The sequence below is a fragment of the Micrococcaceae bacterium Sec5.7 genome, from assembly GCA_039636785.1.
Lineage (GTDB): Bacteria > Actinomycetota > Actinomycetes > Actinomycetales > Micrococcaceae > Arthrobacter.
This window is the reverse complement of the sequence record CP144169.1, coordinates 2,425,261-2,446,706: the sequence shown is the minus strand read 5'-3', so window position 1 is coordinate 2,446,706 and position 21,446 is coordinate 2,425,261. Positions and strand designations below refer to the sequence as shown.

The window sequence follows — 21,446 nt, the reverse complement described above, 5'->3', positions numbered from 1 at the left end:
GTCAGCCCGACAATTGGCAGGACTGGGAAGAGCCACTCTAGACTTATGGCCATGAAGATTTTAGTCACCGGTGGCGCAGGCTATATCGGATCACACACCGCGCTTTGCCTCCTTGAGGATGGGCATGAGGTGGTGGTGCTCGATAACCTGATGAACTCCAGTTCCGAGTCAGTTCGACGCGTGCAGGAGCTCACTGGAAAGGAGCTCAGCTTCAGGAATGCTGATCTGCTTGACGCGGCCGCAGTTGATCGGATTTTGGCTGAAGGCGGTTTTGAAGCCGTCATCCACTTCGCCGGCCTCAAGGCGGTGGGGGAATCCGTCGACAAACCCCTGATGTACTACAAAAACAACGTTGTCGGGACGCTGAATCTGCTGGAAAGCATGGAGAAGGCGGGTGTCCGCAGGCTCGTTTTCAGCTCATCGGCAACTGTCTACGGAGCATCAGAGCACGTTCCCCTTGTCGAAAAATCGCCGCTGGATGCGACCAACCCGTATGGCAGGACGAAGGAACAGATCGAGGACATCCTGTCCGACCTGGGTGCGGCTGATCCGAGGTGGAGCATCGCTCTGCTGCGGTACTTCAATCCGGTGGGGGCGCATGAGTCCGGTCGCATCGGAGAAGATCCGCGGGGCATTCCGAACAATCTCCTGCCGTTCGTTGCGCAGGTCGCAGTCGGGCGCCGCGAAAAAGTCATTGTTTTTGGCAATGACTATCCCACGCCGGACGGCACCGGCGTGAGGGATTACATCCACGTAGTGGATCTGGCGGCTGGTCATCTGGCCGCTCTGGGCCACGTGGGGTTGAACTCAGGTGTTTTCCGGTGGAATCTGGGAACAGGCCGCGGGTCATCCGTCCTGGAAGTCATTGAGGCATTCAGCGAGGCCGCCGGTCACCTTATTCCCTACGAGTTTGCGGCGCGCCGGCCCGGTGATGCCGCAATAAGCTACGCGGATGCGTCGGCGGCCCTGGCTGACCTGGGATGGTCCGCCCGGCGGAACCTTGCCCAGATGTGCGAGGACCACTGGCGTTGGCAGAGTTCCAACCCGCTTGGGTATCAGAGCGAATGACATAGCCGGCGGCCTGCCCAAACGGGTGGCCGCACCGGGTTGTGGCGGCCGTGTTATCCACAACCGGCCCCGTATGACTTTGCCGAAGGGTATATGCTCCTCTACTTTTAAGGCAGTTGTACTGCCTCAGCCCGGGGCGGCAGTCGTATTGGGGAACTCATGGATGCTGTGCAAATCGTCGAGGATGAAGTCCGCGAGCTCATCCGTCGACGTGGTCTGGACCCCCTGCGGCAGGCCGGCGAGGTCAGGCGCCTGGTGGAAGCCGCCGTCGGTGACTACGACGAACGCGCGCTTATGGGGCCGCTCCCTCCCATAGGTCCGCTCGATACCGCACGGCGGTTTGTTTTCGATGCCGTGGCCGGATTCGGAACCCTGCAGCCGTTGCTGGACGATCCCAGCATTGAGGAAATCTGGCTGAACGCCCCCAACGAAATCTACGTCGCCAGGAACGGCGAGTCCGAGCTGACGTCGCTCAGCCTGACGGATCAGCAGGTCCGCGATCTGGTGGAGCGGATGCTGAAGAGTTCAGGCCGCCGCCTGGACATGTCCTCACCATTCGTGGATGCAGCGCTCCCCGACGGTTCACGGCTCCACGTGGTTATTCCTGACATCACAAGACGCCATTGGGCCATCAACATCCGTAAGTTCGTGGTCAAGGCGAGCCGTCTTGAGCACCTTGTGGATCTCGGCACGCTGACGCCCCAGTCTGCGCGGTTTCTCGGGGCGGCGGTGGCCAGCGGGCTAAACATCCTGGTGTCCGGAGCCACTCAGGCGGGGAAAACAACCATGCTAAATTGCCTGGCGGCCAGCATCGGCAGCCGTGAGCGCGTCATTACGGTTGAGGAAATCTTCGAGCTCCAGTTTCCGCTCCGTGACGTGGTGGGGCTGCAGTGCCGCCAGCCGAACCTTGAGGGTGAGGGAGAAATTCCCTTGCGCCGCCTGGTCAAAGAAGCTCTCCGTATGCGTCCGGACCGCTTGGTTGTGGGAGAGGTCAGAGAAGCTGAGAGCCTCGATATGCTCATCGCCCTGAATTCCGGGCTCCCCGGTATGTGCACTGTCCACGCCAACTCCGCCCACGACGCGGTAACCAAGATCTGCACGCTCCCGCTCCTGGCCGGAGCAAATATTTCCAGCGCTTTTGTTGTCCCAACGGTGGCGTCCTGCATCGATCTCGTGGTGCATTGCAGCAGGCACGCCAATGGCCGCAGACAGGTGACGGAGATCCTGTCTCTTGGGCGCCGGGTGGAAAACGGCGTTATTGAGTCGTCCATGGTTTTCGCCATGGTGGATGGACAACTCCAGCCAAAGGCAAGTTCAATGCCGTCGGCGGAGAAATTCGCCCGGTCCGGGTACGACGTCGCGGCGCTGCTGGAGTTGCGCTGATGGGGCCGCTGATGGGGATGCTGGCAGGGGCCGGACTGTTCCTGATTTGGTGGTCGTCCTGGGACCAGCCCAAAGCCGTCAAACGCCAACCCCGTGCCAGCCGGCTTGAGGACCTGCTGCTCTCAGCCGGCATCGAAAAGGTGACAGGGACCGGACTCGTCGCCACATGCCTGGGCCTGGGCTTGTTCGTGGCACTCGTCTTTTTCGCGGTTACCAAGTCTTGGCCCATTTCGGGCTGCTTCGGACTCTTCGGGGCCTGGCTCCCGATGGCCGTGGTGAAATGGCGGGCCCGCAAAAGAACCGCTGTCCTGCGTCAGCTCTGGCCCGATGTGGTGGATCATCTCCGGTCCGCAATCCGCGCCGGTCTCTCGCTGCCTGAAGCGCTCATCCAGCTGGGGGACAAGGGACCCGAGGAACTGAGACAAGTGTTCCGCGACTTCGGCTCCGACTACCGTTCGGGCGGCCAGTTCGATACTTCGCTCAACAGGCTCAAAGAGAGACTTGCCGATCCCGTCTCCGACCGCATCATCGAGGCGCTCAGGCTGACGCGCGAAGTGGGCGGCTCGGACCTGGGCAAGCTCCTCGGAACACTTGCAGAATTTCTGCGCGACAGCGCCCGGACCAGAAGTGAGCTGGAAGCCAGGCAATCGTGGACAATCAATGCTGCCCGCCTCGCAGTAGCAGCTCCGTGGCTAGTTATGGTGCTGCTGGCCAGCCGCCGGGAAGCCGTAGCGGCCTACAACACACCGATGGGCGCGGCGGTCCTGCTGGGCGGGCTCGTGGTGTCATTGATTTGCTACGCCGTGATGCTTCGCATCGGTGCGCTGCCCGAAGATGAGCGTGTGCTGCGATGACACATCCCGCCGCCGCCGCGGTGTGCGGCATCGTCCTCGGCGCCGGACTCTGGCTGCTCCTGGTCAGGCTGCCGTTCATGAGGCCAACAAGCTTCGTCGAACGCGTCGAACCCCAGCTGAAGTCCCAGAATCTGGAGTCCAGGCTGTTACGCGCCGGCGTCCAGAACGTGACTCCCTTCGGCCCATTGGAACGAATTCTGCGTCCGTTGTTCCGCGACGCCCTGACGACTCTCGGCAAGTTCAATCTCGGCTCTACGGCCTTGACCCGCAGGCTGGCCCAGGCAGGCATTAACAAAACACCGGTCGATTTCCGGGCAGAACAGCTGGTTTGGGCCGCCTGCGGTTTTGTCCTCGCCGTCGGACTGGTGCTCCTGAGTGCCGCAGCAGGCCGGTTCAGTCCGTTACTCGCGGTTGGAGCTGTGCTCGGCAGCGCAATAGGCGGGTTCCTGTTTCGGGATTACTGGCTGGGAGTGCAGATCCGGAAACGCGAGACCCGGATGATGGCGGAATTCCCCAGCCTCGCGGAGCTCATGGCACTGGCCGTCAGCGCGGGAGAAAGTGCCGCCGGCGCGCTGGATCGTGTCTGCCGGAGCGCCCATGGCGAACTGGCCAAGGAGTTCGCGAAGGTGTTGGCCGAAACGAGGTCGGGCAAGCCACTGGTCGAAGCGCTTCAGGAGTTTTCGGCCCGGACCGATCTGGGCCCGCTGGTCAGGTTCGTTGATGGCATCATCGTGGCTGTGGAACGAGGGACACCGTTGTCGGGCGTCCTGAGGGCACAGGCCCAGGACGTCCGGGACACGGCAAAACGCGAACTGATGGAATCGGCGGGCAAAAAAGAAATCGGCATGATGGTTCCACTCGTGTTTGGTGTCCTCCCGCTGACAGTGGTTTTTGCTGTCTTTCCTGGCCTCGCAGCGATCAATCTGGGCCTCTAAAGCCCCTAATACGGCGGAATCCGGCAATACACAAACCAGCCGGACAGCCGGTGAAAAAATCTCCGCACCAATCACAGAAATGGGAACGCAATGAAAGACTTCGGAATCCGCGGAGCAGTGTTGGTCTGCACGCTCACCGCACTGCTTTGGAAGACCACAGCGACTTTTGCTTTTGGACCACACAGCCATGCAGCGGCCAAGTCAGAACACCCGGAACGCGGCGACGTCCCCGGCTGGGTCATGATCACTCTGATGTCAGCCGTATTGGTGGCTGCCCTTCTGGCACTCGCCGGTCCTGCCCTGGAAACGATGTTCAACGAGGCCATGAACAAGGTCGGGAAATAGGCCATGCCCTGGCCCCGCGGCGGAACCGGTTTGCTTGGGAACCGCACAGGCGAGCGCGGTTCGGCCGTTGTGGACTTTGTACTGGTGGGGAGCCTGCTCACAATGTTCTTCCTTGCCATTATCCAGCTGGCCCTGGTGCTTCATGTGCGCAACACTCTGATCGATGCCGCGGCCTCCGGTGCGCGCTACGGCACCCTGGCCGATCGCAATGCCGGCGATGCCCGGGCGCGGACGGGCGAACTGATCGGAACCGCCCTTAACACCGACTTTGCCCAGGACATCAGTACCAGCGAGGTGACGTTCCGGGGACTCCGGACCCTGGAAGTGACCATCAAAGCACCCATGCCTGTGATCGGACTGATCGGGCCGCGCGAACTGCTGGAGGTCAAAGGCCATGCCGCCGTCCAGCCCTGAGCACAAAGGCCCGCAACGGTCCGTACCCGGAATCCGGCGTGCGGTGCGGCGCCGGATCAGCGATGCCCTGTGCCTTGACGCATCTACATCTTGCGGGGTGGCCCAAGGAAGTAAGCGAGCCGGTACCCAAAGAGAGCGGGGGAGCGCGGTGGTGGAGTTCACGTTCCTCGCCCTGCTCCTGATGATCCCCCTGGTGTACTTCATCATCACGATGGGGCAGATTCAGGGCGGCTCGTTTGCTGTGGTCGGAGCAGCAGATCAGGCCGCTAAGGTGTACGTGGCTCAAGCCGATGCGCACTCGGGACGGACTGCCGCCGAGCAGGCGGCCCTGCTCGCCCTTGCCGACTACGGCCACCCGGCGGAAAATGCCCGTGTTGAAGCCAGCTGCGACCCCTCGGACTGCATGGCCGCCGGCTCGGCCGTTACGGTCACGGTGCACCTCACGGTTCCGCTGCCCTTCGTATCGTTCGGCGAGGCATTCAGGCTCAGCGCCAGCGAACTCAGCGCATCGGCCACGCAGATTGTGGGCCGCTTCCGATGAACCGTCTGAAACTTGGCCGGGGACAGCGCAACTGCACATGGCACGGCCGGAAGCAACACACCGGGAAGCAATCCCCGGAGGACGGACAGATGATGGTGTTGATCATCGGATACGTCCTGCTGGCTCTGCTTGTTACCACTGTGGTGACGGGCATCTCCAGTATCTACATCGAACACAAGAAACTTCTCTCAATGGCCGACGGCGCCTCGCTGGCGGCCGCTGACAGCTACACTCTCGGACAGGTCGAGACCGCCGGCGGCAACCCGACGGCCACACTCAGCGGAGAGCGCGTACGGACAGTGACCGGCGACTACCTCACCAAAAACGGCGCCTTCCGGCGGTTTGACGGGCTGGCCGTCGCTCCGGCGACTGGCAGCCCGGACGGGTCCACCGCCGTCGTGGTTCTCAGCGCCGCGGTGCATCCCCCGGTGGTCAATTTTCTCGTGCCGGATGGATTCAGGATCGAAGCGAGCTCAACCGCCCGATCCCGGCTCACCCGGTAGGAGCAACCCAGGGTGGGGCCGCTTAGGCCGGATAGCGTAGGCTTTAACAACCATGGCTCAAATTGATTTTTCCGCAGAAATCCGCGCGTTGCGCGCCACCTACACCTCGATCGAAAACGTTACGGACGTCGAAGCGCTGAAGGAAGACATCGCTGAACTGAGCGAGCGGGCTGGCGAGCCCAACCTGTGGGACGATCCGGCGGCGGCACAGGTCATCACCTCAAAGCTATCGCACAGGCAATCGGAGCTGGAGCGGCTGAACACGCTGGTATCCCGGATCGACGACCTTGAGGTGCTGGTGGAACTCGGCCAGGACGAGGACGACGCCGCTTCCATGGGCGAAGCGGCCACTGAGCTTGAGTCCATCAGGAAGTCACTGAAGGATCTCGAAGTGGTCACCCTCCTGTCCGGCGAGTACGACGAACGCGAGGCAGTGGTTTCCATCCGTGCCGGTGCCGGAGGCGTTGACGCTGCGGACTTTGCGGAAATGCTGATGCGGATGTACCTCCGCTGGGCAGAACGCCACGGCTACCCCACCACAGTCATGGACACCTCATATGCGGAAGAGGCCGGACTCAAATCCGCTACCTTCGAAGTCAAGGCGCCGTACGCCTTTGGCACGCTGAGCGTTGAAGCAGGTACCCACCGTCTGGTGAGGATCAGCCCCTTCGACAACCAGGGCCGTCGCCAGACGTCCTTCGCGGCTGTTGAAGTCATCCCGCTGATTGAGCAGACAGACTCCATCGACATTCCGGACAACGAGATCCGGGTAGACGTGTTCAGGTCCTCGGGTCCCGGTGGTCAGTCGGTCAACACAACCGATTCCGCGGTTCGCCTGACCCACATCCCCACCGGAACAGTGGTTTCCATGCAGAACGAAAAGTCGCAGCTGCAGAACCGCGCCGCGGCCCTGCGGGTGCTGCAGTCGCGGTTGCTCCTCCTCAAGAAGCAGGAGGAGGACGCTGAGAAGAAGGCTTTCGCCGGCGACGTCAAGGCCTCATGGGGCGACCAGATGCGGTCATACGTCCTGAATCCCTACCAGATGGTCAAGGATCTCCGGACAGAACACGAGGTCGGAAACACCTCGGCCGTATTCGACGGCGAGATTGACGACTTCATCGATGCCGGCATCCGCTGGCGCACCGACAACCGAAACGCCGAGAAGTAAACAGGCAGTGAACGCTGTGCCTACGCAGTAGGCACAATCGGGCGACACGCCCCGGGCGCTCCGCGGGATCCACGGCGACACGCACGTATAGTCGAGGAGCCGGAGCCCTACTTCCCCCAAACGAAAGCCCGCGCACCGGCTGCAGATCTGGGCTATATCAGCCATGACCTGCAGGGTACTTAGGGCCATGATCCGTTTCGAAAATGTCACCAAGGTTTACGACCGGAAAGCCCGGCCAGCGCTGGACTCTGTCACCCTTGAGATTGACCGTGGTGAATTCGCGTTCCTTGTCGGCGCCTCAGGATCCGGTAAGTCGACTTTCCTGCGTCTGGTTCTCAAGGAGGACCACGCCTCATCTGGTGCGGTATACGTTGCTGGCCAGAACGTAGCCAATATTTCCAGCTGGCGTGTGCCGAGGCTGCGCCGCGGAATCGGTGTTGTGTTCCAGGACTTCCGGCTGCTGCCGCAGAAGAACGTCTTTGCCAACGTGGCCTTTGCCATGCAGGTCATCGGCAAAAGCCGCAGCGTCATCCGGGACACCGTGCCCGAGGTACTCAAGACCGTGGGGCTTGAGGGCAAAGAGCACCGGATGCCCCATGAACTCTCCGGCGGCGAGCAACAGCGCGTGGCCATTGCCCGCGCTGTGGTCAACCGCCCGGGTATCCTGCTGGCTGATGAGCCCACCGGAAACCTTGATCCCACCACTTCCATGGGCATTATGGGCGTCCTGGACAAGATCAACCAGAACGGGACCACCGTAGTTATGGCCACACATGATGACGACATCGTGAACGAGATGCGCAAGCGTGTTGTGGAGCTGAAGAACGGCGTTGTCATCCGTGACGAGGCCCGTGCCCTATACACATCCATGATCCCGGTGGTGGGGCAGTCCCGGCGTCTTAGGGACGCCAGCGGACGCGATGACACCCCTGACATTCCGCCCGCAGCAGCACTGGAGGGTCAGCGGTGAGGCTCGCATTTATCCTCGCCGAGATCGGCAGCGGACTCCGCCGCAACGTGTCCATGGTGGTCTCAGTCATCCTTGTGACCTTTGTGTCTCTGACATTTGTTGGTGCCGCCGGGATGCTCCAGCTGCAGATTAACCAGATGAAGGGCTACTGGTACGACAAAGTACAGGTTGCCATCTTCCTTTGCAGTGACGGCTCGACGGCGGCGGGTTGCGCTACGGGGCCGGCCACCCCGGAGCAGCTGGAAAACCTGCACGCCCTGCTGAAGTCGCCGGCGGTGGCCCCTTACATCAACGACTTCCAGTTCGAGTCCAAAGAGGACGCCTACAAGCACTTCAAGGAGCAGTTCTCCAACTCGCCGATAGTGGATTCCGTCACCCCTGATCAGCTGCCGGCATCCTTCCGGATTAACATGAAGGATCCGGAGAAGTACGAGATCATCAGCGAAACGTTCTCCGCGCAGCCTGGTGTGGAAACGGTCATCGACCAGCGACAACTGCTGGAGCGGCTGTTTTCCGCCATGAACGTAGCATCGCTGGTGGCAGTGGGGATCGCAGGAGTGATGATTGTCTGCGCCATCCTGCTCATTGCCACCACCATCCGGCTCTCGGCGTTCAGCCGGCGACGTGAAACAGGCATCATGCGCCTGGTGGGCGCATCGAAGACAGTGATTCAATTGCCGTTCATCCTCGAGGGCGTGATTGCCGCTGTGATCGGGGCGGCATTGGCTTCGGCAACGCTCTGGGCAGTGGCACATTTCTTCCTGGGGGAGTACCTGTCCAACCAGTACCCGGACACGGCCTTCATCTCCCCCGCGCAGACTCTCATTCTTGCCCCCGCGCTGATCGCCTTGGGCGGGCTCCTGGCGGGTATTTCATCACTGTTGACTCTCCGACGTTACTTAAGGGTCTAGGCTGTGCGTAGCGAAAAGGACGGCTCATGACTGCGAAGAATCCCCTGCCTCTCCGGCACCGCCTGGCAGGACGCCGCAGCCAGATCATCGGCGCCGCACTGGCACTGGTCCTGGCAGCCAGCCTCGGCGCAGCATCGCCGGGGGCGTTCGCGGACGAGTTGGAAGACAAGCAGGCGGCACTCAAAGCCGAAGCCGCCCGCGTGCAACAGTCCCTCGAGTTTGTTGACTCAAAGATCGCGAAGGCCGCCGGTGAGCTCGTCCTTTACCGGGGCCAGCTGCCGGGGGCCCAGCAGGCGCTGCTGGAGGCGCAGGGCCGCGTGGCCAGCGCTGTCAAGGAAGTCGAGGCGTTGGCGGCCCGGGTGGATCTCGCGCAACAAAACAAAGCCAAAATCACACAGCAGCTGGACACTGACAGGCAGAAGATCGCCGACACCAAGAAACTGATCGGCCAGATTGCCACGCAAGCCTACAAATCCGGCGGAGTCCCGTCCAACCTGACGCTCTTCTTCGGATCGAACAACAAGGGCAGCTTGACAGACACCATCGATCTCGCCGATCAGGCCATGCGAAGCCAGAATTCCGCCATGGAGAAACTGACCCAGCAAAATGCTACGAACGTGAACTCCGAGGCGCGCCTCGAAGCGGTGGAGGCCGAGATCCAGGATCTCAAATCCAAAGCCGAGGCGGCACTGGCGAGGGAGAAAGCTGCCCGCGATGAGGCCGCTGCCAAGAAGGCCCAGGTAGACAAGCTGATAGCCGACACCACCCGCATCAACAGCGAGCTCCAGGCGGCCAAACCAGGCATTCAAAAACAGCTTGCAGCTGTGAAGGCCAGCCAGGATGCGGTGGCGGCCGATATCGTCGAGCGTGACCGGAAGCTTCGTGAAGCCTGGGAAGCTGAACAGCGCCGCCTTGCCGCTGTGGCGGCCGCCGCCGCCAAGGCCCAGGGCCAGGCCCCGAAACCATATGTACCGGTGACGGGACCGCCGTCGGCCTTCGGCTTGCGACATCCGTTCCCCAGCGGGGTGCCCATCACCTCAGGATTCGGATGGCGTTCCACACCCCCGGGCACCATTGACTTCTACGGCCAGGGCGGTTATATGCACACCGGCATTGACTTCGGTGCTGGCTGCGGCACCCCGGTATACGCCGCGGCAGCCGGGACGGTGTTCTCCGCTGGCTGGGCAAACGACGGCGGTGGAAACAACGTCAAGATTTCCCATGGCGTGGTGCAGGGCAACTCGCTGACCACGATTTACTACCACAACACAAGCGTTGCGGTTTCCCCCGGCCAGCAGGTCAGCCAGGGCCAGCTGATTGCATACTCTGGTACCACCGGCAATTCGACGGGCTGCCATTCGCACTTCGAGACGTGGCTCAATGGCGAAGCCGTTGACCCGATGCGCCTGCTCTGACCCGGCGGCTCCGTTCCGGCTCGAAGCCAGCTTTGAAGCCGGCCCGGGTTCTTGCTCGTACAAGGCTTGCTAGAACAGGGCTTGCTCTAACGACGCGCCGTGTCTGCCGTACACTGGTATGACTTCGAGCCGGAACGGCCGGAGCCAAGACGATTTCAAGATCCGAGGAGTTCTACCGTGCCCAAAGAAAGTGGCCGTAAGGTAGTGGCCACCAACCGGAAGGCCCGGCATGACTACCATGTCCTGGACACGTATGAGGCCGGCATAGCTCTGATGGGCACGGAGGTAAAATCCCTGCGCGAGGGCCATGCATCCATGGTTGATGGCTTTTGCACCTTCTACAATGACGAGTTGTGGATGGAGGGAATCCATATCCCGGAGTACAACCAGGGGAGCTGGACCAACCATGCCGCCCGCCGGCGCCGCAAGCTTTTGCTGCACCGCGAGGAACTCATCAGGATTTCCCACAAGATCCGCGAATCCGGCTTCACCATTGTGCCTCTTCAGCTGTACTTCGTTGACGGCAAGGCAAAAGTTGAGATCGGCGTTGCGCGGGGCAAGAAAGAATACGACAAGCGACAGACCCTGCGCGAGCAGCAGGACAACCGCGAAGCCCTGAGGGATATGCGGGATCGCAACCGCCGCCGGGAATGATTCCGGCTGCGGATGCGTTATGCTGGGTATTCCGGTAAGGATCTGGTGCTGGCACCGGATTCCGGCCGGTTTGGTAACAAAATACGGGGATGATCGGTTTCGACGATGTTAGTCGCGACAGGTGAAGCGGGCCGAGGATGCAGAATTATCTCGTAAACGCTGTCTGCAAACCAATAAGTGCCGAAAACAAGCGCACTGACTTCGCTCTTGCTGCCTAAGCAGTAAGACAGTCCGTCAGCCCGAGGTTGCTATTGCCCCGGATCCTGGCGTCATTTAGATAGCCACTGCTGCTTACCTCCGTCATCGGGGTAGGCGGGACTCTTAGATGACTGGGCCCGGATCAGCTACCTGTTTGCAAGATAGCTGGGGCCGAGAAAATCCGACGCAAACTGCGCCCGGAGAAGCCCTGACAACACGACATCGGACGGGGGTTCAATTCCCCCCATCTCCACATTTTGAAATGTCGCAAGGCATTTACGAACACCCCGGACCCCATCCGGGGTGTTCGTCGTTAATGCGGATGTGCCTCGCCCCGGGCCCGGCAGCTCCGTTCACTGAAGGCGTACCGCCCACGGGACTAGCGCCCCTTCAGCCATGGTTGTCCTAAGTAGCATGCATAGTGCTCCAGACAAGCATCACTCCAAGGAGGTGCGCCATGGCCAGAGCGACTGATATTGTTTCCAGCCCGGGTGAGGACGCAGACCCGTTGGACTCCTACTCAGCGACGGTTGTCAGGGTGGCCGAGACTGTCACCCCCCATGTTGCGGCAATCGAAATGACCGGCAACGGCCGTACCGGCAGATTTCGCGTTGGGGCAGGTTCTGCTGTCCTCTTCACAGAAGACGGGTATCTGCTGACCAACGCCCATGTGGTCGCCGGAACGGACAAGGGCCACGCAATCTTTGCTAATGGGACCCGGACGGATCTTGAGGTGGTCGGTTCAGACGCCCTGTCCGACCTCGCAGTCCTTCATGGCCGTGCCCCGCACGCACCCCCAGCTGATTTCGGGGACGCGGAGTCCTTGCGGGTTGGCCAGCTGGTCATAGCGGTCGGGAACCCCCTGGGCCTTGCGGGATCCGTGACAGCCGGCGTGGTCAGCGGGCTGGGTCGAGCCATCCCCGTCTGGGCCGGCCGCCACCGGCGGGTGATCGAGGATGTCATACAGACAGACGCGGCTTTGAACCCGGGCAGCTCCGGCGGGGCGCTGGCGGACGCCCGCGGACGGATCGTCGGCATCAACACCGCCGTCGCGGGAGCAGGCCTGGGACTGGCAGTCCCCATGAACACCACGTCCAGGCGGATCATTGCAGCGCTGCTCGCGGACGGGCGGGTCCGGCGCGCATACCTTGGCGTTGTCAGCACCCCGATCCGGCTCAACGCCAGCGCTGTCATCCGCACGGGCCAACATGACGGGCTGCGCGTAGTTGAAGTGATGGTCGGTTCACCGGCTGAAAAGGCAGGGCTGAGGGCCGGTGACGTCCTGCTGACCGCGGGGCTGTGGTCCGTCAGCAATGCCGAAAGCCTGCAGAAGCTCCTGTTCGCAGATGCGATCGGCGCACCCCTGCACCTTGCCGTACTGCGCGACGGCGGCGAACTCGATATCGTCGCAGTGCCGGAGGAGATGGCGGACACCTCGTAGGGGGCCGTCCCTACCCCGGCAGGGTCTGTTCAGGCAAGGCATCCGGCCAGGGTCAGGATCTGCCCTGGTCGTCCGCCTTCGGCGCGTGGCGCCGTCAGCGCTTCTTAAGGTGCGCGACCGGATCGGGGGCTCCTTCAACGGATCCCTTGGCGCGTTTGTCCGCGCGCTTTTCCTTGATCGTTTTGACCGGCTTCTTCGTCAGGTGTCGGTGCGGTGACTTATCAGGCATGGCGTGCTCCCTAGCTTGAAGGACGGAAATTGCCCCTCACCTCGTAAAATACGCCTGTTTTGCCGCGAACGTAACCACCCGGGAGGTCAGTCCGGAACAGCGACGTCCGCGATACCGACAAAGCGGCTGCCAACCCCCTCGTATTCGCTGCGCACCAAGCCCGTGCCCGCCTCCGGAATCTCATCGGGACGGTGGTCCGCACAGCAGACGTAGGTGAACGGTGGCCACCACTTCTTGGGACGCGCAGCTTCAGAATATCCGCACACGGCGCACGTCAGCTGGACCCAGACGGGCCTTTTGCCGGTGCGGTTCGCCTTGGACTGGACCAGCCATTGCGGCGGGTTGTCGAGGAGATCGGCGAGCTCTTCGTCGGTCAGCCGCGGCGGCAGACCGTGGCGGTGGGCCATTTCCAGAGAAATATCGAGAATCTGGGCGGCGGCGCGGCGGGTGATCATCATTCAACGATACGGGATTCAGGGCTTTCCCCGGACCGGCAAAACCCGCCCCGTCGGTGATCCGCACAGCGAAAAACCCCGTAACCGCGGGCCCGCACGGAGCCGGTGTTAGGCTCGTCACTACGATGCTGCTCCACTTCAACGGGAGGCGAAGCCAATGTTCGGCCCCGCCGGTGTGAACGACACACAGGTACAGAAAAGCGCGCTGTATGTCGCGATCGTGGCCTCATTTATGGCCCTCCTCGATGGCTCCGCGGTCAACCTGGCCCTCCCTGCGATCGGCAGGGAGCTGGGCGGCTGCTGGTGTTCGGCCTGGGCCTGGCCGTCACTGCGTTCGCTGGACTGGTGATGGGAACGGGCGTCACGACGTCGGGGCCCCACCGGGCGGTGATCGCAACCGCGGCACTGTTCGCAGCGGGTGCAACAGCGTTCGTCATCGGGATACGGACGGTGCAAGAGCGCGCCTGAGCCGCTGTCAGCCAAAGAGCGCCAAGCCCACCGCGGCTGCGGCCAAGCCCGCGAGAAGATTGGCTCCGATGTTGAGCGCCGCCGCGGGGTACCGCGATTCACTGACCAGTCGGATGGTGGCTGTGGTCCAGGAGCTGAAGGTGGTGAGGCCTCCGGCCAGTCCGGTGGCTACTGCGGAATGCCATTCGGGACCTAATCCCAGCGTCCCACTGACACCGATGGAAAGCCCGATGATCAGGGATCCCGTGGCGTTGACCAGCAGTGTGGCCCACGGCCAGTGGCGGTGCTTGTCAGCGCGGTGGGCAAACCAGGAATCCACTGCAAATCTCAACAGGGCCCCGGCCACCCCGAACAGGCCCACCAGGGCAGCGGTCATCACAGTGCAACCCCGGAACGGTCACTCAGTGCCCTGCCGGTTTTCCAGCCGGCTGTCGCTGCGCCAAGGCCCAGCACCAGGGACAGCCCGAGATACACCAGCCAGGCGGTATGGAACCCGCCACGGGCGAGCTGGTCCACCGAGGAGGCCAATGCGGAGAATGTTGTGAAGGATCCCAGCAGTCCTGGCCCGATTCCTGCCCTGAGCCAGAACCTGGTGTGCGGCCGCGCCATCCAGACGGTGGTCAGGGCAGCGAGCACAAAGCTTCCGGAAATGTTGATGCAGAGGGTGGTCCAGGGAACGGATCCGGAAGCCTCGGGAAACATCAGCCCAAGGACATAACGGAGTTCCGTGCCCAGAAGCCCGCCCGCCGCCACGGCGGTCCATGCGCGCCAGCCGGGCCCGGCCTGGACTTTCACTCAGCGGTTCCCAAGCAGGCAGCCGGGATGGGCGGAGTCACTGTGGACCCACAATGCGGAGGTTACTTCGTCTGCGAGGTCGAAGTCCCTGGTTCGTTCGGCCGAGCGGATACGGACTACCAAAGCCCCGCCGAAAGGCCTGCGGCCAAGGACTTCAACGCCGGCGTCAAGATCGATTTCCTCCGCTGCCAGGTAGCGGAGCAGCTCCGGATTTTCGTCACTGATCCGGGTGATCCTGCCGGTGTGTCCCTCATCCAGCTCACTCATACGGTGGGCATCGGGCATCAGGATGGTGCCGTCTGCAGCCGGAATGGGGTCTCCGTGCGGATCGCGGGCCGGATCGCCGAGCTTGGCCGCCATCCGCTCGATGAAAGTGTCCGACACCGCGTGCTCCAACAGTTCAGCTTCGTCATGAACCTCGTCCCAGCTATAGCCAAGCTGCTGGACAAGGTACGTTTCGATCAGCCGGTGCCGCCTCACCATGGACAATGCCAACCGGACGCCATCGCTTGTCAGGGTGATGGCGCTGTACGGCTGGTGGTCAACGAGTCCCTGGTCCTTGAGTTTGCGGACCATTTCGGACACTGACGAGTTGGCAACGCCGAGCCGCTGGGCCAGCTGCGACGACGTGATGGGTTTGTCCTGCCACTCCGTAAAGGAATAGATGACCTTGACGTAGTCCTCGATCGAGGAGGAGGGCGCGCTGGTCTTCACAGATCCAACCCTACCCTTTGGCCAGTGGCATCATGCGGTCACGGCCCGCCATGTCTGTGTCACATAAGGAAGACCCAGCACAACATCACCTGCATGTCCCAGGTCTTCGTGGAGGTACCAGTCGAGATTACCCATAACATTGGCGCGCGTGGCGTCGTTTGCCGCCAGGTAGTAGCTGCGGGATTTCGCCAGCTCAAGGATGTCTGCCGTGGTGACTGGATCCACCCAACGGGTGAGGTGGCTTTCGAGTCCAGTAAACTCAGGCCCCAGCACCGGCCGGAAATCCGGTTTGTGGACATCACCGGCATGCATGATGCGGGACAGCCTGTGCACCCAGGAGACCGAGGTGTCCAGCTGATTCCAGATCAGCCCCAGAGTTCCATGTGGTCTCAGGATCCTGGCAATTTCGGTGCTGGCCCGAAGGGGATCGCACCAGTGCCAGGCCTGGGCAACGCTGACGACGTCGAAGGCCGAGGCCGGAAGACCGGTCGCCTCCGCTGTTCCCACCAGAGCGGAGACCTGGGGGGAGGCGGACCGGAGCTGGTCCAGCATATCGGCGGAGGGATCCACCGCCGAGACCGTCATTCCGCGGTCCACCAGCAGGGCAGTGAATTTTCCCGTGCCCGCACCGATGTCTGCAGCGTCCGTCGCACCGGCTGGAATCAGCCAGCCGGCTGATTCAGCCGGGTATCCGGGACGGACGCGATGATAGTGCTCGCCGCCGTCCTGGAAGCTCTGTCCGAGTTCGCGCCTGCGCCCGTGATGAAGTTTTGGACCACCCCGTGCCAAGTGCGGTCTCCTTCGCGAGATCCAACGAAATCTACTTCGAATTTACCGCATCCGGCCGTTCTCCACCGCCACTCGCGGTTCAGTCCTCGGCGCAGGGCGCTGCGCCCGCGGTGCCGGGCGTGTTGGGCGCCCAGTCCGGGTAGCTGCGGGTATCGTTGGCCGGTACCCAGCGGCCCGAGTCCACCACATAGTCCCAGCCCAGGCCTGTTCGGCGCAGATCCTCGATCCCGGCGAGCAGCCTCTGGGCATCTTCCAGGCGTGAGCCCACTCCGAAGCTCGCCCGCAGCGAACCGGACGGAAGCCCAAGGCGCTTCAGCAGCGGGTGTGCGCAGAACCGGCCATCACGGAGGCCCACTCCGTGTTCTGCCGACAGATACGCCGCAACCAGGCCGGCGTCGTATCCCGCGACTGAGAAGTTGACCACGCCGATGGTGTCCGTCTCCGGATCCGTGTCCTTGAAGATCTGGTGCACACGGACGCCGTCGATCTTCTGCAGTCCTTCCACCAGGAAGGACCTGATGGCGGCCTCATGGGCGTGCCACCTGCCCTGGTCCAGCGATGCAATAACCTGCGTGGCGCGGGCCAGCGTGGCGGCGCCCAGCACATTCGGAGAACCGCCTTCGTGCCGTGCCGGTCCGGTGGTCCAGCTGACCCCGTCCAGCCTGGCTTCGCGCACGGCACCGCCGCCGGCAAGGTGCGGCGTCCCGGCGTCGAGCCAGTCCGGACGCCCCACCAGCACGCCGGCACCGAAAGGCGCGTACAGCTTGTGACCCGAGAAAGCGAGGTAGTCCACACCGTCCGCACTGATGCTGATGCGGCGGTGGGGGGCCAGCTGGGCCGCGTCCACCACAATCCTGGCGCCGTATTCGTGGGCCAGCGCGGCCAGCGTCCGGATGGGGAGGATTTCACCGGTGACGTTGGAAGCACCGGTGACAGCCAGCAGGCTGACACCACCTTGCTGCAGCTCGGCCCGGAGGCTTTCGACGGTGCCGGCAAGAGTGTCCGCCGCCACCACGCTCCGGTGCGGAACACCCTGCCACGGCAGGAGGTTTGCGTGGTGCTCGATGTCCAGGTAGAGCACATCGCCGGTGTGCCGGCCGTCCTGCACAGGGAGGCATCCGGCCAGCAGGTTCAGGGAATCAGTGGTGTTCCTGGTGAAGATCACCGAGTCATCAGGCCGGCCGCCCACAAAGTCACGGACGATGCTGCGGGCGTTCTCGTAAACCGACGTGCTGATCTGGGATGCAAAACCGGCGCCACGGTGAACGCTGGCGTAAAACGGCAGAATCTCGTTGAGATAGGCGGACACCACGGAGAGTGCCGGGGCGGAGGCGCCATAGTCAAGGTTTGCGTAACGGGCATGTCCGCCCTGTATCAACGGGGCCTGGATCTCGGCGCCGGTGACAGCCGAGAGCGGTCGTCCGGCGATAGCCATGCGGTCATCAAAGAGTTCTGCACCGGAGTTGGGGGAGAAAACGGCTGTAGTCATGGAACCTCGCTCGGAAAGGACCCCACACGCCGGGGATCCGCGCTTGCCGGGTCCGTTCCGGACCGGCCAGGTCGTCACCCGGGGCACCCCACCGCGAATGGAGGGTTGCCGGCCAGCAAACCGGGGTTTAGCGCTGGCACTCGTGACCTGGTACGAGCCTAGGACATGACATCGGTCGATGAAAAAGTCTGCCGGAATGTTAAGCGGTTTGTTACGGGTGCTGATGAGTTGGCGTAAGAATCGCCTCAGGCGCGAAGAAACGACGGCGGATACCCCCTTAAAGGGAGTGTCCGCCGTCGTTTATTCTTCAGAACGGGAGTTGGGTGAGGCTAGATCAGATCGTCCAGTTCCGGGTTCAGCCGCTTGAGGACTTCCGAATGGAGTATCGAATTCGTGGCCAGGGCGTTGCCGCCGAACGGGCCATCAGCTCCCTCGAGGGAGGTAAACCGTCCGCCGGCTTCTGTGACGATCGGAACCAGGGCCGCCATGTCGTAGAGGTTCAGTTCGGGTTCGCAGGCGATGTCAACGGAGCCCTCGGCCACCATGCAGTAGGACCAGAAGTCGCCGTAGGCGCGGGTGCGCCAGACGTCTTCGGTCAGGCCAAGGAATTCATCAAGATTGCCTCGTTCCTTCCAGCCGCCCAGGCTGGAGTAGGAGAGCGAGGCGTCCGAGAGCGTTGAGATATTGGAGACGCGCAGCCGGGTGGCCGCTGCCAGCGAACGGCCCATGTATGCGCCTGCTCCTTTGGCCGCCCACCAGCGTTTGCCGAGGGCGGGTGCGCTGACCACTCCCACCACGGGTTCGCCTTCATCAACCAGGGCAATGAGTGTGGCCCAGACCGGGACGCCACGGATAAAATTCTTGGTTCCGTCGATCGGATCGATGATCCAGCGGCGGGATCCATGGCCGGAGCTGCCGAATTCCTCGCCGAGGACGGCGTCGCGGGGACGGGACCGGGAAAGCTGGCCGCGGATGGACTCCTCGGCAGCCTTGTCTGCGTCGGTGACCGGAGTCAGGTCAGGCTTTGTCTCGATCTGAAGGTCGAGCGCCTTGAATCGGTCCATGGTCTGGGCGTCCACTGAATCGGCCAGTACGTGGGCGAGGCGCAGGTCATCGTTGTAGCCGGAAGCTGGTTGGATCATGGTTCCAAACTACCGTCAAAGCTTCCGCCGGCGGGGATATCCCGTTTGGGTTCCGCCGCGAGGGCTAGGAAACGGTGCCGAGCTCCTTGGTTTCCTGCGCTTCCATGCGGGGATCAGTACCGAGGAGGCGACGCAGGGATGCCAACCGCGCTTCGCCCGTGGGCCCCGCGTGTCCACCGGCAACCCAGGCATCTACGCCGCAGTTGACGGCGCTGGAGTTGTGCTTGCAGCCGCGCTCGCATGCCTCTGTGCCGGGCTCCAGATCGGGGAATGAACGGAGGATCCGGTCCGGATCCACATGCGCCAGTCCGAAGGACCGGATGCCCGGGGTGTCAATGATCCAGCTTCCCGTGGGGGCATCGGTCAGCTTCAGGGCAAGAGCGGACGACGACGTGTGGCGGCCGCGTCCCGTGACGGCGTTGACGCCGCCCGTGGCCCGCTCGGCTCCCGTCAGCGCATTGACCATGGTGGACTTACCGACGCCGGAATGTCCGAGCATTACCGTGACCTTGCCGTCGAGGTAGGCGCGGAGCTGCGACACGGCATCGCTGTCCAACCTCGCCGAAAGGCCGTCGTCGGAGCGGGCATCGATGCCTGAGGCCGCGGAATCGGCCGTCCGGCTGATGATGACCGGAAAATCCAGATGCTCGTAGTTGGCGAGCAATTCAGCGGGATCCTTGACATCTGCCTTGGTGACGAGCAGCAGCGGCTCGATGCCGGCATCGTAGGCGGCCACGAGGGCGCGGTCGATGAAGCCAGTCCGCGGTTCGGGGTTGGCGGCAGCGACCACCACTACCAGCTGATCCGCGTTGGCGACCACGGCGCGCTCAATGGGGTCGGTGTCATCGGCGCTGCGCCGAAGAAGCGTGCGTCGTTCCTGGATCTTCACCAGGCGGGCCAGCGTGTCCGGGTCCCCCGTAACGTCGCCCACAAGGGAGACGAAGTCACCGGCAACTACCGGAGAACGCCGCAGTTCCCGTGCCCGGGCAGCAATGATGATGCGTTCTTCTCCGGAGTCCTCACCGACCACAGCTGTGTAGCGCCCGCGGTCAACGGTGATGATCCGGCCGGTAACGGCGTCGTCGTGGCTGGGACGGTCCTTGGTCCGGGGCCGTGACCCCTTTTTGCTGGGACGGATCCGGACATCGGATTCGTCCCAGGAATCAGTAGTGCGGGCCACGGTCAACACCCTCTGCCTCTGACTGGTCCTGACCGGAACCCTGTGCCAGCATTCCGGCCCACAGCTGAGGGAAATCAGGCATGGTCTTTGCGGTGGTGGCGATGTCCTGGACCTCGATGCCCTGCACTGCCAGGCCCAGGATGGCACCTGCAGTGGCCATCCTGTGGTCTGAATAGCTGTGCACGACGCCGGCATGCAGTTTTGCGGGGCGGATTACCAGACCGTCGCTTGTTTCCTCGGCGTCGCCGCCAAGGCGGTTGATCTCGGTTACGAGGGCGGCCAGGCGGTCGGTTTCGTGGCCTCGGAGATGCGCGATTCCGGTGAGCCGTGACGGGCCGGTGGCGAGCGCGCAGAGGGCAGCAACGGTGGGGGCCAGTTCGCTGGTTTCATCGAAGTGGCCGCCCTTGATTTCGACGCCGCCGGTGACCGTCAGCGTCCCGTCCTCAAGAGTGACTGTGGCACCCATCTCGCTGAGAATGCCTCGCCAGAGGTCACCCACCTGTGTTGTCTGCACTGGCCAGTCCGGAATCCGGATTGTCCCGCCGCAAGCGAGGGCAGCAGCCAGGAAGGGGCCCGCGTTTGAAAGATCCTGCTCGATCCGCCGGTCGAAGGCGCGGATGACTCCGGGTGCAACGATCCAATGATCCGGGGCTGAGTCGTCCACCGCCACTCCCACACCTCGCAGGACGGCCACTGTCATGTTGATGTGATCGAGGCTGGGTACAGGCTTGCCGACGTGCTCCAGATGAAGCCCCTCGGTGAAGCGCGCGCCCACCAGGAGCAGCGCCGAGACAAACTGCGAGGAAGCGCTCGCGTCAATGACCAGGTGGCCACCCCGGACTTCGCCGGTACCCTCCAGGGTGAAGGGCAGCGACGACGGAGCGCTTCCATCCGCGGCGGCGACGGTTACCCCGAGGGCGGCCAGCGCCTCAATAATGGTGCCCATCGGCCGTTTTCGCGCATGGGGGTCGCCGTCGAAAACGGTAGTGCCGTTGCGGAGCGCCGCCACGGGAGGAACGAACCTCATGACCGTGCCGGCAAGGCCACAGTCGATTGAAGCGTTTGCGGACGGTGAGTCCTGGCCGAAAGGGGTGACTTCGAGATCGGGCCCGAAGGTGCCGTCACCCGGGACCTCCCGGATGGTGGCTCCCAGCTGGCGCAGTGCGTCGACCATCAGCGCCGAGTCCCTCGAGTGGAGGGGGGCGCGCAGCCGGGACGGCCCGTCCGCAAGGGCAGCAAGCACCAGATACCTGTTGGTCAGGGACTTTGAGCCGGGAACAGTGACCGTGGCGTCAATGGGCCTGGTTGCGAACGGAGCGGCCCAGTGCGGGATCGCTTCAGCAGGAAGGCCGGGAGCGGCTGTGGCGGACGTGGATCCGGTCATT

Annotated in this window: 25 protein-coding genes, 1 other RNA gene and 1 riboswitch; of the genes, 16 read left to right on the top strand and 10 right to left on the bottom strand. The window is 63.0% G+C overall.

The genetic code is table 11. From position 1 onward, the window contains the following. Positions 1-51 precede the first annotated feature (51 nt). From galE to V3C33_11625, 15 genes are all read left to right on the top strand, one after another. On the top strand, positions 52-1,068 hold the full coding sequence (galE, locus tag V3C33_11695; GenBank protein XAS66166.1) for a UDP-glucose 4-epimerase GalE: 1,017 nt from the start codon (positions 52-54) through the stop codon (positions 1,066-1,068). 159 nt (positions 1,069-1,227) lie between these two features. Next, a complete protein-coding gene (locus tag V3C33_11690) occupies positions 1,228-2,451 on the top strand; it encodes an ATPase, T2SS/T4P/T4SS family (protein ID XAS66165.1) in 1,224 nt (407 codons plus the stop codon). Next, on the top strand, positions 2,451-3,305 hold the full coding sequence (locus tag V3C33_11685; GenBank protein ID XAS66164.1) for a type II secretion system F family protein: 855 nt from the start codon (positions 2,451-2,453) through the stop codon (positions 3,303-3,305). The genes V3C33_11690 and V3C33_11685 overlap by 1 nt, the downstream gene beginning before the upstream one ends. Continuing rightward, the gene (locus V3C33_11680) at positions 3,302-4,240 is read left to right on the top strand and encodes a type II secretion system F family protein (protein ID XAS66163.1); all 939 of its coding nucleotides are present in this window, start codon (positions 3,302-3,304) and stop codon (positions 4,238-4,240) included. The genes V3C33_11685 and V3C33_11680 overlap by 4 nt, the downstream gene beginning before the upstream one ends. A 90-nt stretch (positions 4,241-4,330) precedes the next feature. Then, positions 4,331-4,585 carry a hypothetical protein gene (locus V3C33_11675; GenBank protein ID XAS66162.1) on the top strand — a complete coding sequence of 85 codons (255 nt, stop codon included), beginning with the start codon at positions 4,331-4,333 and terminating at the stop codon, positions 4,583-4,585. A 3-nt stretch (positions 4,586-4,588) separates the two neighbouring features. Continuing rightward, positions 4,589-4,999: a TadE family protein gene (locus V3C33_11670; GenBank protein XAS66161.1), complete on the top strand. Its 411-nt coding sequence runs from the start codon at positions 4,589-4,591 to the stop codon at positions 4,997-4,999. Then, positions 4,980-5,540 (top strand): hypothetical protein, encoded by a 561-nt coding sequence (locus V3C33_11665; GenBank protein XAS66160.1) that lies wholly within the window; start codon positions 4,980-4,982, stop codon positions 5,538-5,540. Before V3C33_11670 ends, V3C33_11665 begins: the two co-directional genes overlap by 20 nt. Positions 5,541-5,629: 89 nt before the next feature. After that, positions 5,630-6,043 (top strand): pilus assembly protein TadG-related protein, encoded by a 414-nt coding sequence (locus V3C33_11660; protein XAS66159.1) that lies wholly within the window; start codon positions 5,630-5,632, stop codon positions 6,041-6,043. Positions 6,044-6,095: 52 nt separating this feature from the next. Then, positions 6,096-7,211, top strand: a complete 1,116-nt coding sequence (gene prfB / locus V3C33_11655) for a peptide chain release factor 2 (protein ID XAS66158.1) — start codon at positions 6,096-6,098, stop codon at positions 7,209-7,211. 187 nt (positions 7,212-7,398) lie between these two features. After that, entirely contained in the window at positions 7,399-8,181 is a 783-nt protein-coding gene (gene ftsE, locus V3C33_11650; protein XAS66157.1) for a cell division ATP-binding protein FtsE, read from the top strand. Continuing rightward, positions 8,178-9,092: a permease-like cell division protein FtsX gene (gene ftsX, locus V3C33_11645; protein ID XAS66156.1), complete on the top strand. Its 915-nt coding sequence runs from the start codon at positions 8,178-8,180 to the stop codon at positions 9,090-9,092. The genes ftsE and ftsX overlap by 4 nt, the downstream gene beginning before the upstream one ends. Before the next feature lie 26 nt (positions 9,093-9,118). Continuing rightward, positions 9,119-10,507, top strand: a complete 1,389-nt coding sequence (locus V3C33_11640) for a peptidoglycan DD-metalloendopeptidase family protein (GenBank protein XAS66155.1) — start codon at positions 9,119-9,121, stop codon at positions 10,505-10,507. 177 nt (positions 10,508-10,684) lie between these two features. Further along, positions 10,685-11,161 (top strand): SsrA-binding protein SmpB, encoded by a 477-nt coding sequence (gene smpB / locus V3C33_11635; GenBank protein ID XAS66154.1) that lies wholly within the window; start codon positions 10,685-10,687, stop codon positions 11,159-11,161. An 85-nt stretch (positions 11,162-11,246) separates the two neighbouring features. Continuing rightward, positions 11,247-11,615: a transfer-messenger RNA gene (ssrA, locus tag V3C33_11630) on the top strand. Between the two features lie 201 nt (positions 11,616-11,816). Continuing rightward, positions 11,817-12,800, top strand: coding sequence for a trypsin-like peptidase domain-containing protein (locus V3C33_11625; GenBank protein XAS66153.1), 984 nt, complete (start codon positions 11,817-11,819; stop codon positions 12,798-12,800). Positions 12,801-12,894: 94 nt separating this feature from the next. Here V3C33_11625 and V3C33_11620 read toward each other — a convergent pair whose 3' ends face one another. Next, positions 12,895-13,029, bottom strand: a complete 135-nt coding sequence (locus tag V3C33_11620) for a hypothetical protein (protein ID XAS66152.1) — start codon at positions 13,027-13,029, stop codon at positions 12,895-12,897. Positions 13,030-13,115: 86 nt separating this feature from the next. After that, positions 13,116-13,484, bottom strand: a complete 369-nt coding sequence (locus tag V3C33_11615; GenBank protein XAS69728.1) for a hypothetical protein — start codon at positions 13,482-13,484, stop codon at positions 13,116-13,118. A 157-nt stretch (positions 13,485-13,641) separates the two neighbouring features. On the opposite strand from V3C33_11615, the gene V3C33_11610 reads away from it, so the two are divergent. Then, positions 13,642-13,833: a hypothetical protein gene (locus V3C33_11610; GenBank protein XAS69825.1), complete on the top strand. Its 192-nt coding sequence runs from the start codon at positions 13,642-13,644 to the stop codon at positions 13,831-13,833. A 126-nt stretch (positions 13,834-13,959) separates the two neighbouring features. Here the strand turns inward: V3C33_11610 and V3C33_11605 are convergent, their stop codons facing one another. The 8 genes from V3C33_11605 to aroA form a co-directional block, all read right to left on the bottom strand. After that, positions 13,960-14,328, bottom strand: a complete 369-nt coding sequence (locus V3C33_11605; protein ID XAS66151.1) for a CrcB family protein — start codon at positions 14,326-14,328, stop codon at positions 13,960-13,962. Then, positions 14,328-14,747, bottom strand: a complete 420-nt coding sequence (locus tag V3C33_11600; GenBank protein ID XAS66150.1) for a CrcB family protein — start codon at positions 14,745-14,747, stop codon at positions 14,328-14,330. Before V3C33_11600 ends, V3C33_11605 begins: the two co-directional genes overlap by 1 nt. After that, entirely contained in the window at positions 14,748-15,461 is a 714-nt protein-coding gene (locus V3C33_11595) for a metal-dependent transcriptional regulator (GenBank protein ID XAS66149.1), read from the bottom strand. It lies immediately after the preceding gene. A gap of 30 nt (positions 15,462-15,491) precedes the next feature. Beyond that, positions 15,492-16,250 carry a class I SAM-dependent methyltransferase gene (locus tag V3C33_11590; protein XAS66148.1) on the bottom strand — a complete coding sequence of 253 codons (759 nt, stop codon included), beginning with the start codon at positions 16,248-16,250 and terminating at the stop codon, positions 15,492-15,494. Positions 16,251-16,329: 79 nt separating this feature from the next. Continuing rightward, positions 16,330-17,739 (bottom strand): aminotransferase class V-fold PLP-dependent enzyme, encoded by a 1,410-nt coding sequence (locus tag V3C33_11585; protein XAS66147.1) that lies wholly within the window; start codon positions 17,737-17,739, stop codon positions 16,330-16,332. Positions 17,740-17,773: 34 nt separating this feature from the next. Continuing rightward, a riboswitch (SAM riboswitch) is annotated at positions 17,774-17,887 on the bottom strand. Positions 17,888-18,068: 181 nt separating this feature from the next. Then, positions 18,069-18,881: a histidinol-phosphatase gene (hisN, locus tag V3C33_11580; protein ID XAS66146.1), complete on the bottom strand. Its 813-nt coding sequence runs from the start codon at positions 18,879-18,881 to the stop codon at positions 18,069-18,071. Between the two features lie 64 nt (positions 18,882-18,945). Next, the gene (locus V3C33_11575; GenBank protein XAS66145.1) at positions 18,946-20,061 is read right to left on the bottom strand and encodes a ribosome small subunit-dependent GTPase A; all 1,116 of its coding nucleotides are present in this window, start codon (positions 20,059-20,061) and stop codon (positions 18,946-18,948) included. Further along, positions 20,045-21,445, bottom strand: coding sequence for a 3-phosphoshikimate 1-carboxyvinyltransferase (gene aroA / locus V3C33_11570; GenBank protein ID XAS66144.1), 1,401 nt, complete (start codon positions 21,443-21,445; stop codon positions 20,045-20,047). Before aroA ends, V3C33_11575 begins: the two co-directional genes overlap by 17 nt. Position 21,446 lies beyond the last annotated feature (1 nt).

Bases quoted from the DNA above. Each gene is read 5' to 3' on its own strand.
- galE (XAS66166.1), top strand. From the start codon at position 52: ATGAAGATTTTAGTCACCGGTGGCGCAGGCTATATCGGATCACACACC.
- V3C33_11690 (XAS66165.1), top strand. From the start codon at position 1,228: ATGGATGCTGTGCAAATCGTCGAGGATGAAGTCCGCGAGCTCATCCGT.
- V3C33_11685 (XAS66164.1), top strand. From the start codon at position 2,451: ATGGGGCCGCTGATGGGGATGCTGGCAGGGGCCGGACTGTTCCTGATT.
- V3C33_11680 (XAS66163.1), top strand. From the start codon at position 3,302: ATGACACATCCCGCCGCCGCCGCGGTGTGCGGCATCGTCCTCGGCGCC.
- V3C33_11675 (XAS66162.1), top strand. From the start codon at position 4,331: ATGAAAGACTTCGGAATCCGCGGAGCAGTGTTGGTCTGCACGCTCACC.
- V3C33_11670 (XAS66161.1), top strand. From the start codon at position 4,589: ATGCCCTGGCCCCGCGGCGGAACCGGTTTGCTTGGGAACCGCACAGGC.
- V3C33_11665 (XAS66160.1), top strand. From the start codon at position 4,980: ATGCCGCCGTCCAGCCCTGAGCACAAAGGCCCGCAACGGTCCGTACCC.
- V3C33_11660 (XAS66159.1), top strand. From the start codon at position 5,630: ATGATGGTGTTGATCATCGGATACGTCCTGCTGGCTCTGCTTGTTACC.
- prfB (XAS66158.1), top strand. From the start codon at position 6,096: ATGGCTCAAATTGATTTTTCCGCAGAAATCCGCGCGTTGCGCGCCACC.
- ftsE (XAS66157.1), top strand. From the start codon at position 7,399: ATGATCCGTTTCGAAAATGTCACCAAGGTTTACGACCGGAAAGCCCGG.
- V3C33_11640 (XAS66155.1), top strand. From the start codon at position 9,119: ATGACTGCGAAGAATCCCCTGCCTCTCCGGCACCGCCTGGCAGGACGC.
- V3C33_11625 (XAS66153.1), top strand. From the start codon at position 11,817: ATGGCCAGAGCGACTGATATTGTTTCCAGCCCGGGTGAGGACGCAGAC.
- V3C33_11620 (XAS66152.1), bottom strand. From the start codon at position 13,029: ATGCCTGATAAGTCACCGCACCGACACCTGACGAAGAAGCCGGTCAAA.
- V3C33_11615 (XAS69728.1), bottom strand. From the start codon at position 13,484: ATGATCACCCGCCGCGCCGCCGCCCAGATTCTCGATATTTCTCTGGAA.
- V3C33_11610 (XAS69825.1), top strand. From the start codon at position 13,642: ATGTTCGGCCCCGCCGGTGTGAACGACACACAGGTACAGAAAAGCGCG.
- V3C33_11605 (XAS66151.1), bottom strand. From the start codon at position 14,328: ATGACCGCTGCCCTGGTGGGCCTGTTCGGGGTGGCCGGGGCCCTGTTG.
- V3C33_11585 (XAS66147.1), bottom strand. From the start codon at position 17,739: ATGACTACAGCCGTTTTCTCCCCCAACTCCGGTGCAGAACTCTTTGAT.
- hisN (XAS66146.1), bottom strand. From the start codon at position 18,881: ATGATCCAACCAGCTTCCGGCTACAACGATGACCTGCGCCTCGCCCAC.
- aroA (XAS66144.1), bottom strand. From the start codon at position 21,445: ATGACCGGATCCACGTCCGCCACAGCCGCTCCCGGCCTTCCTGCTGAA.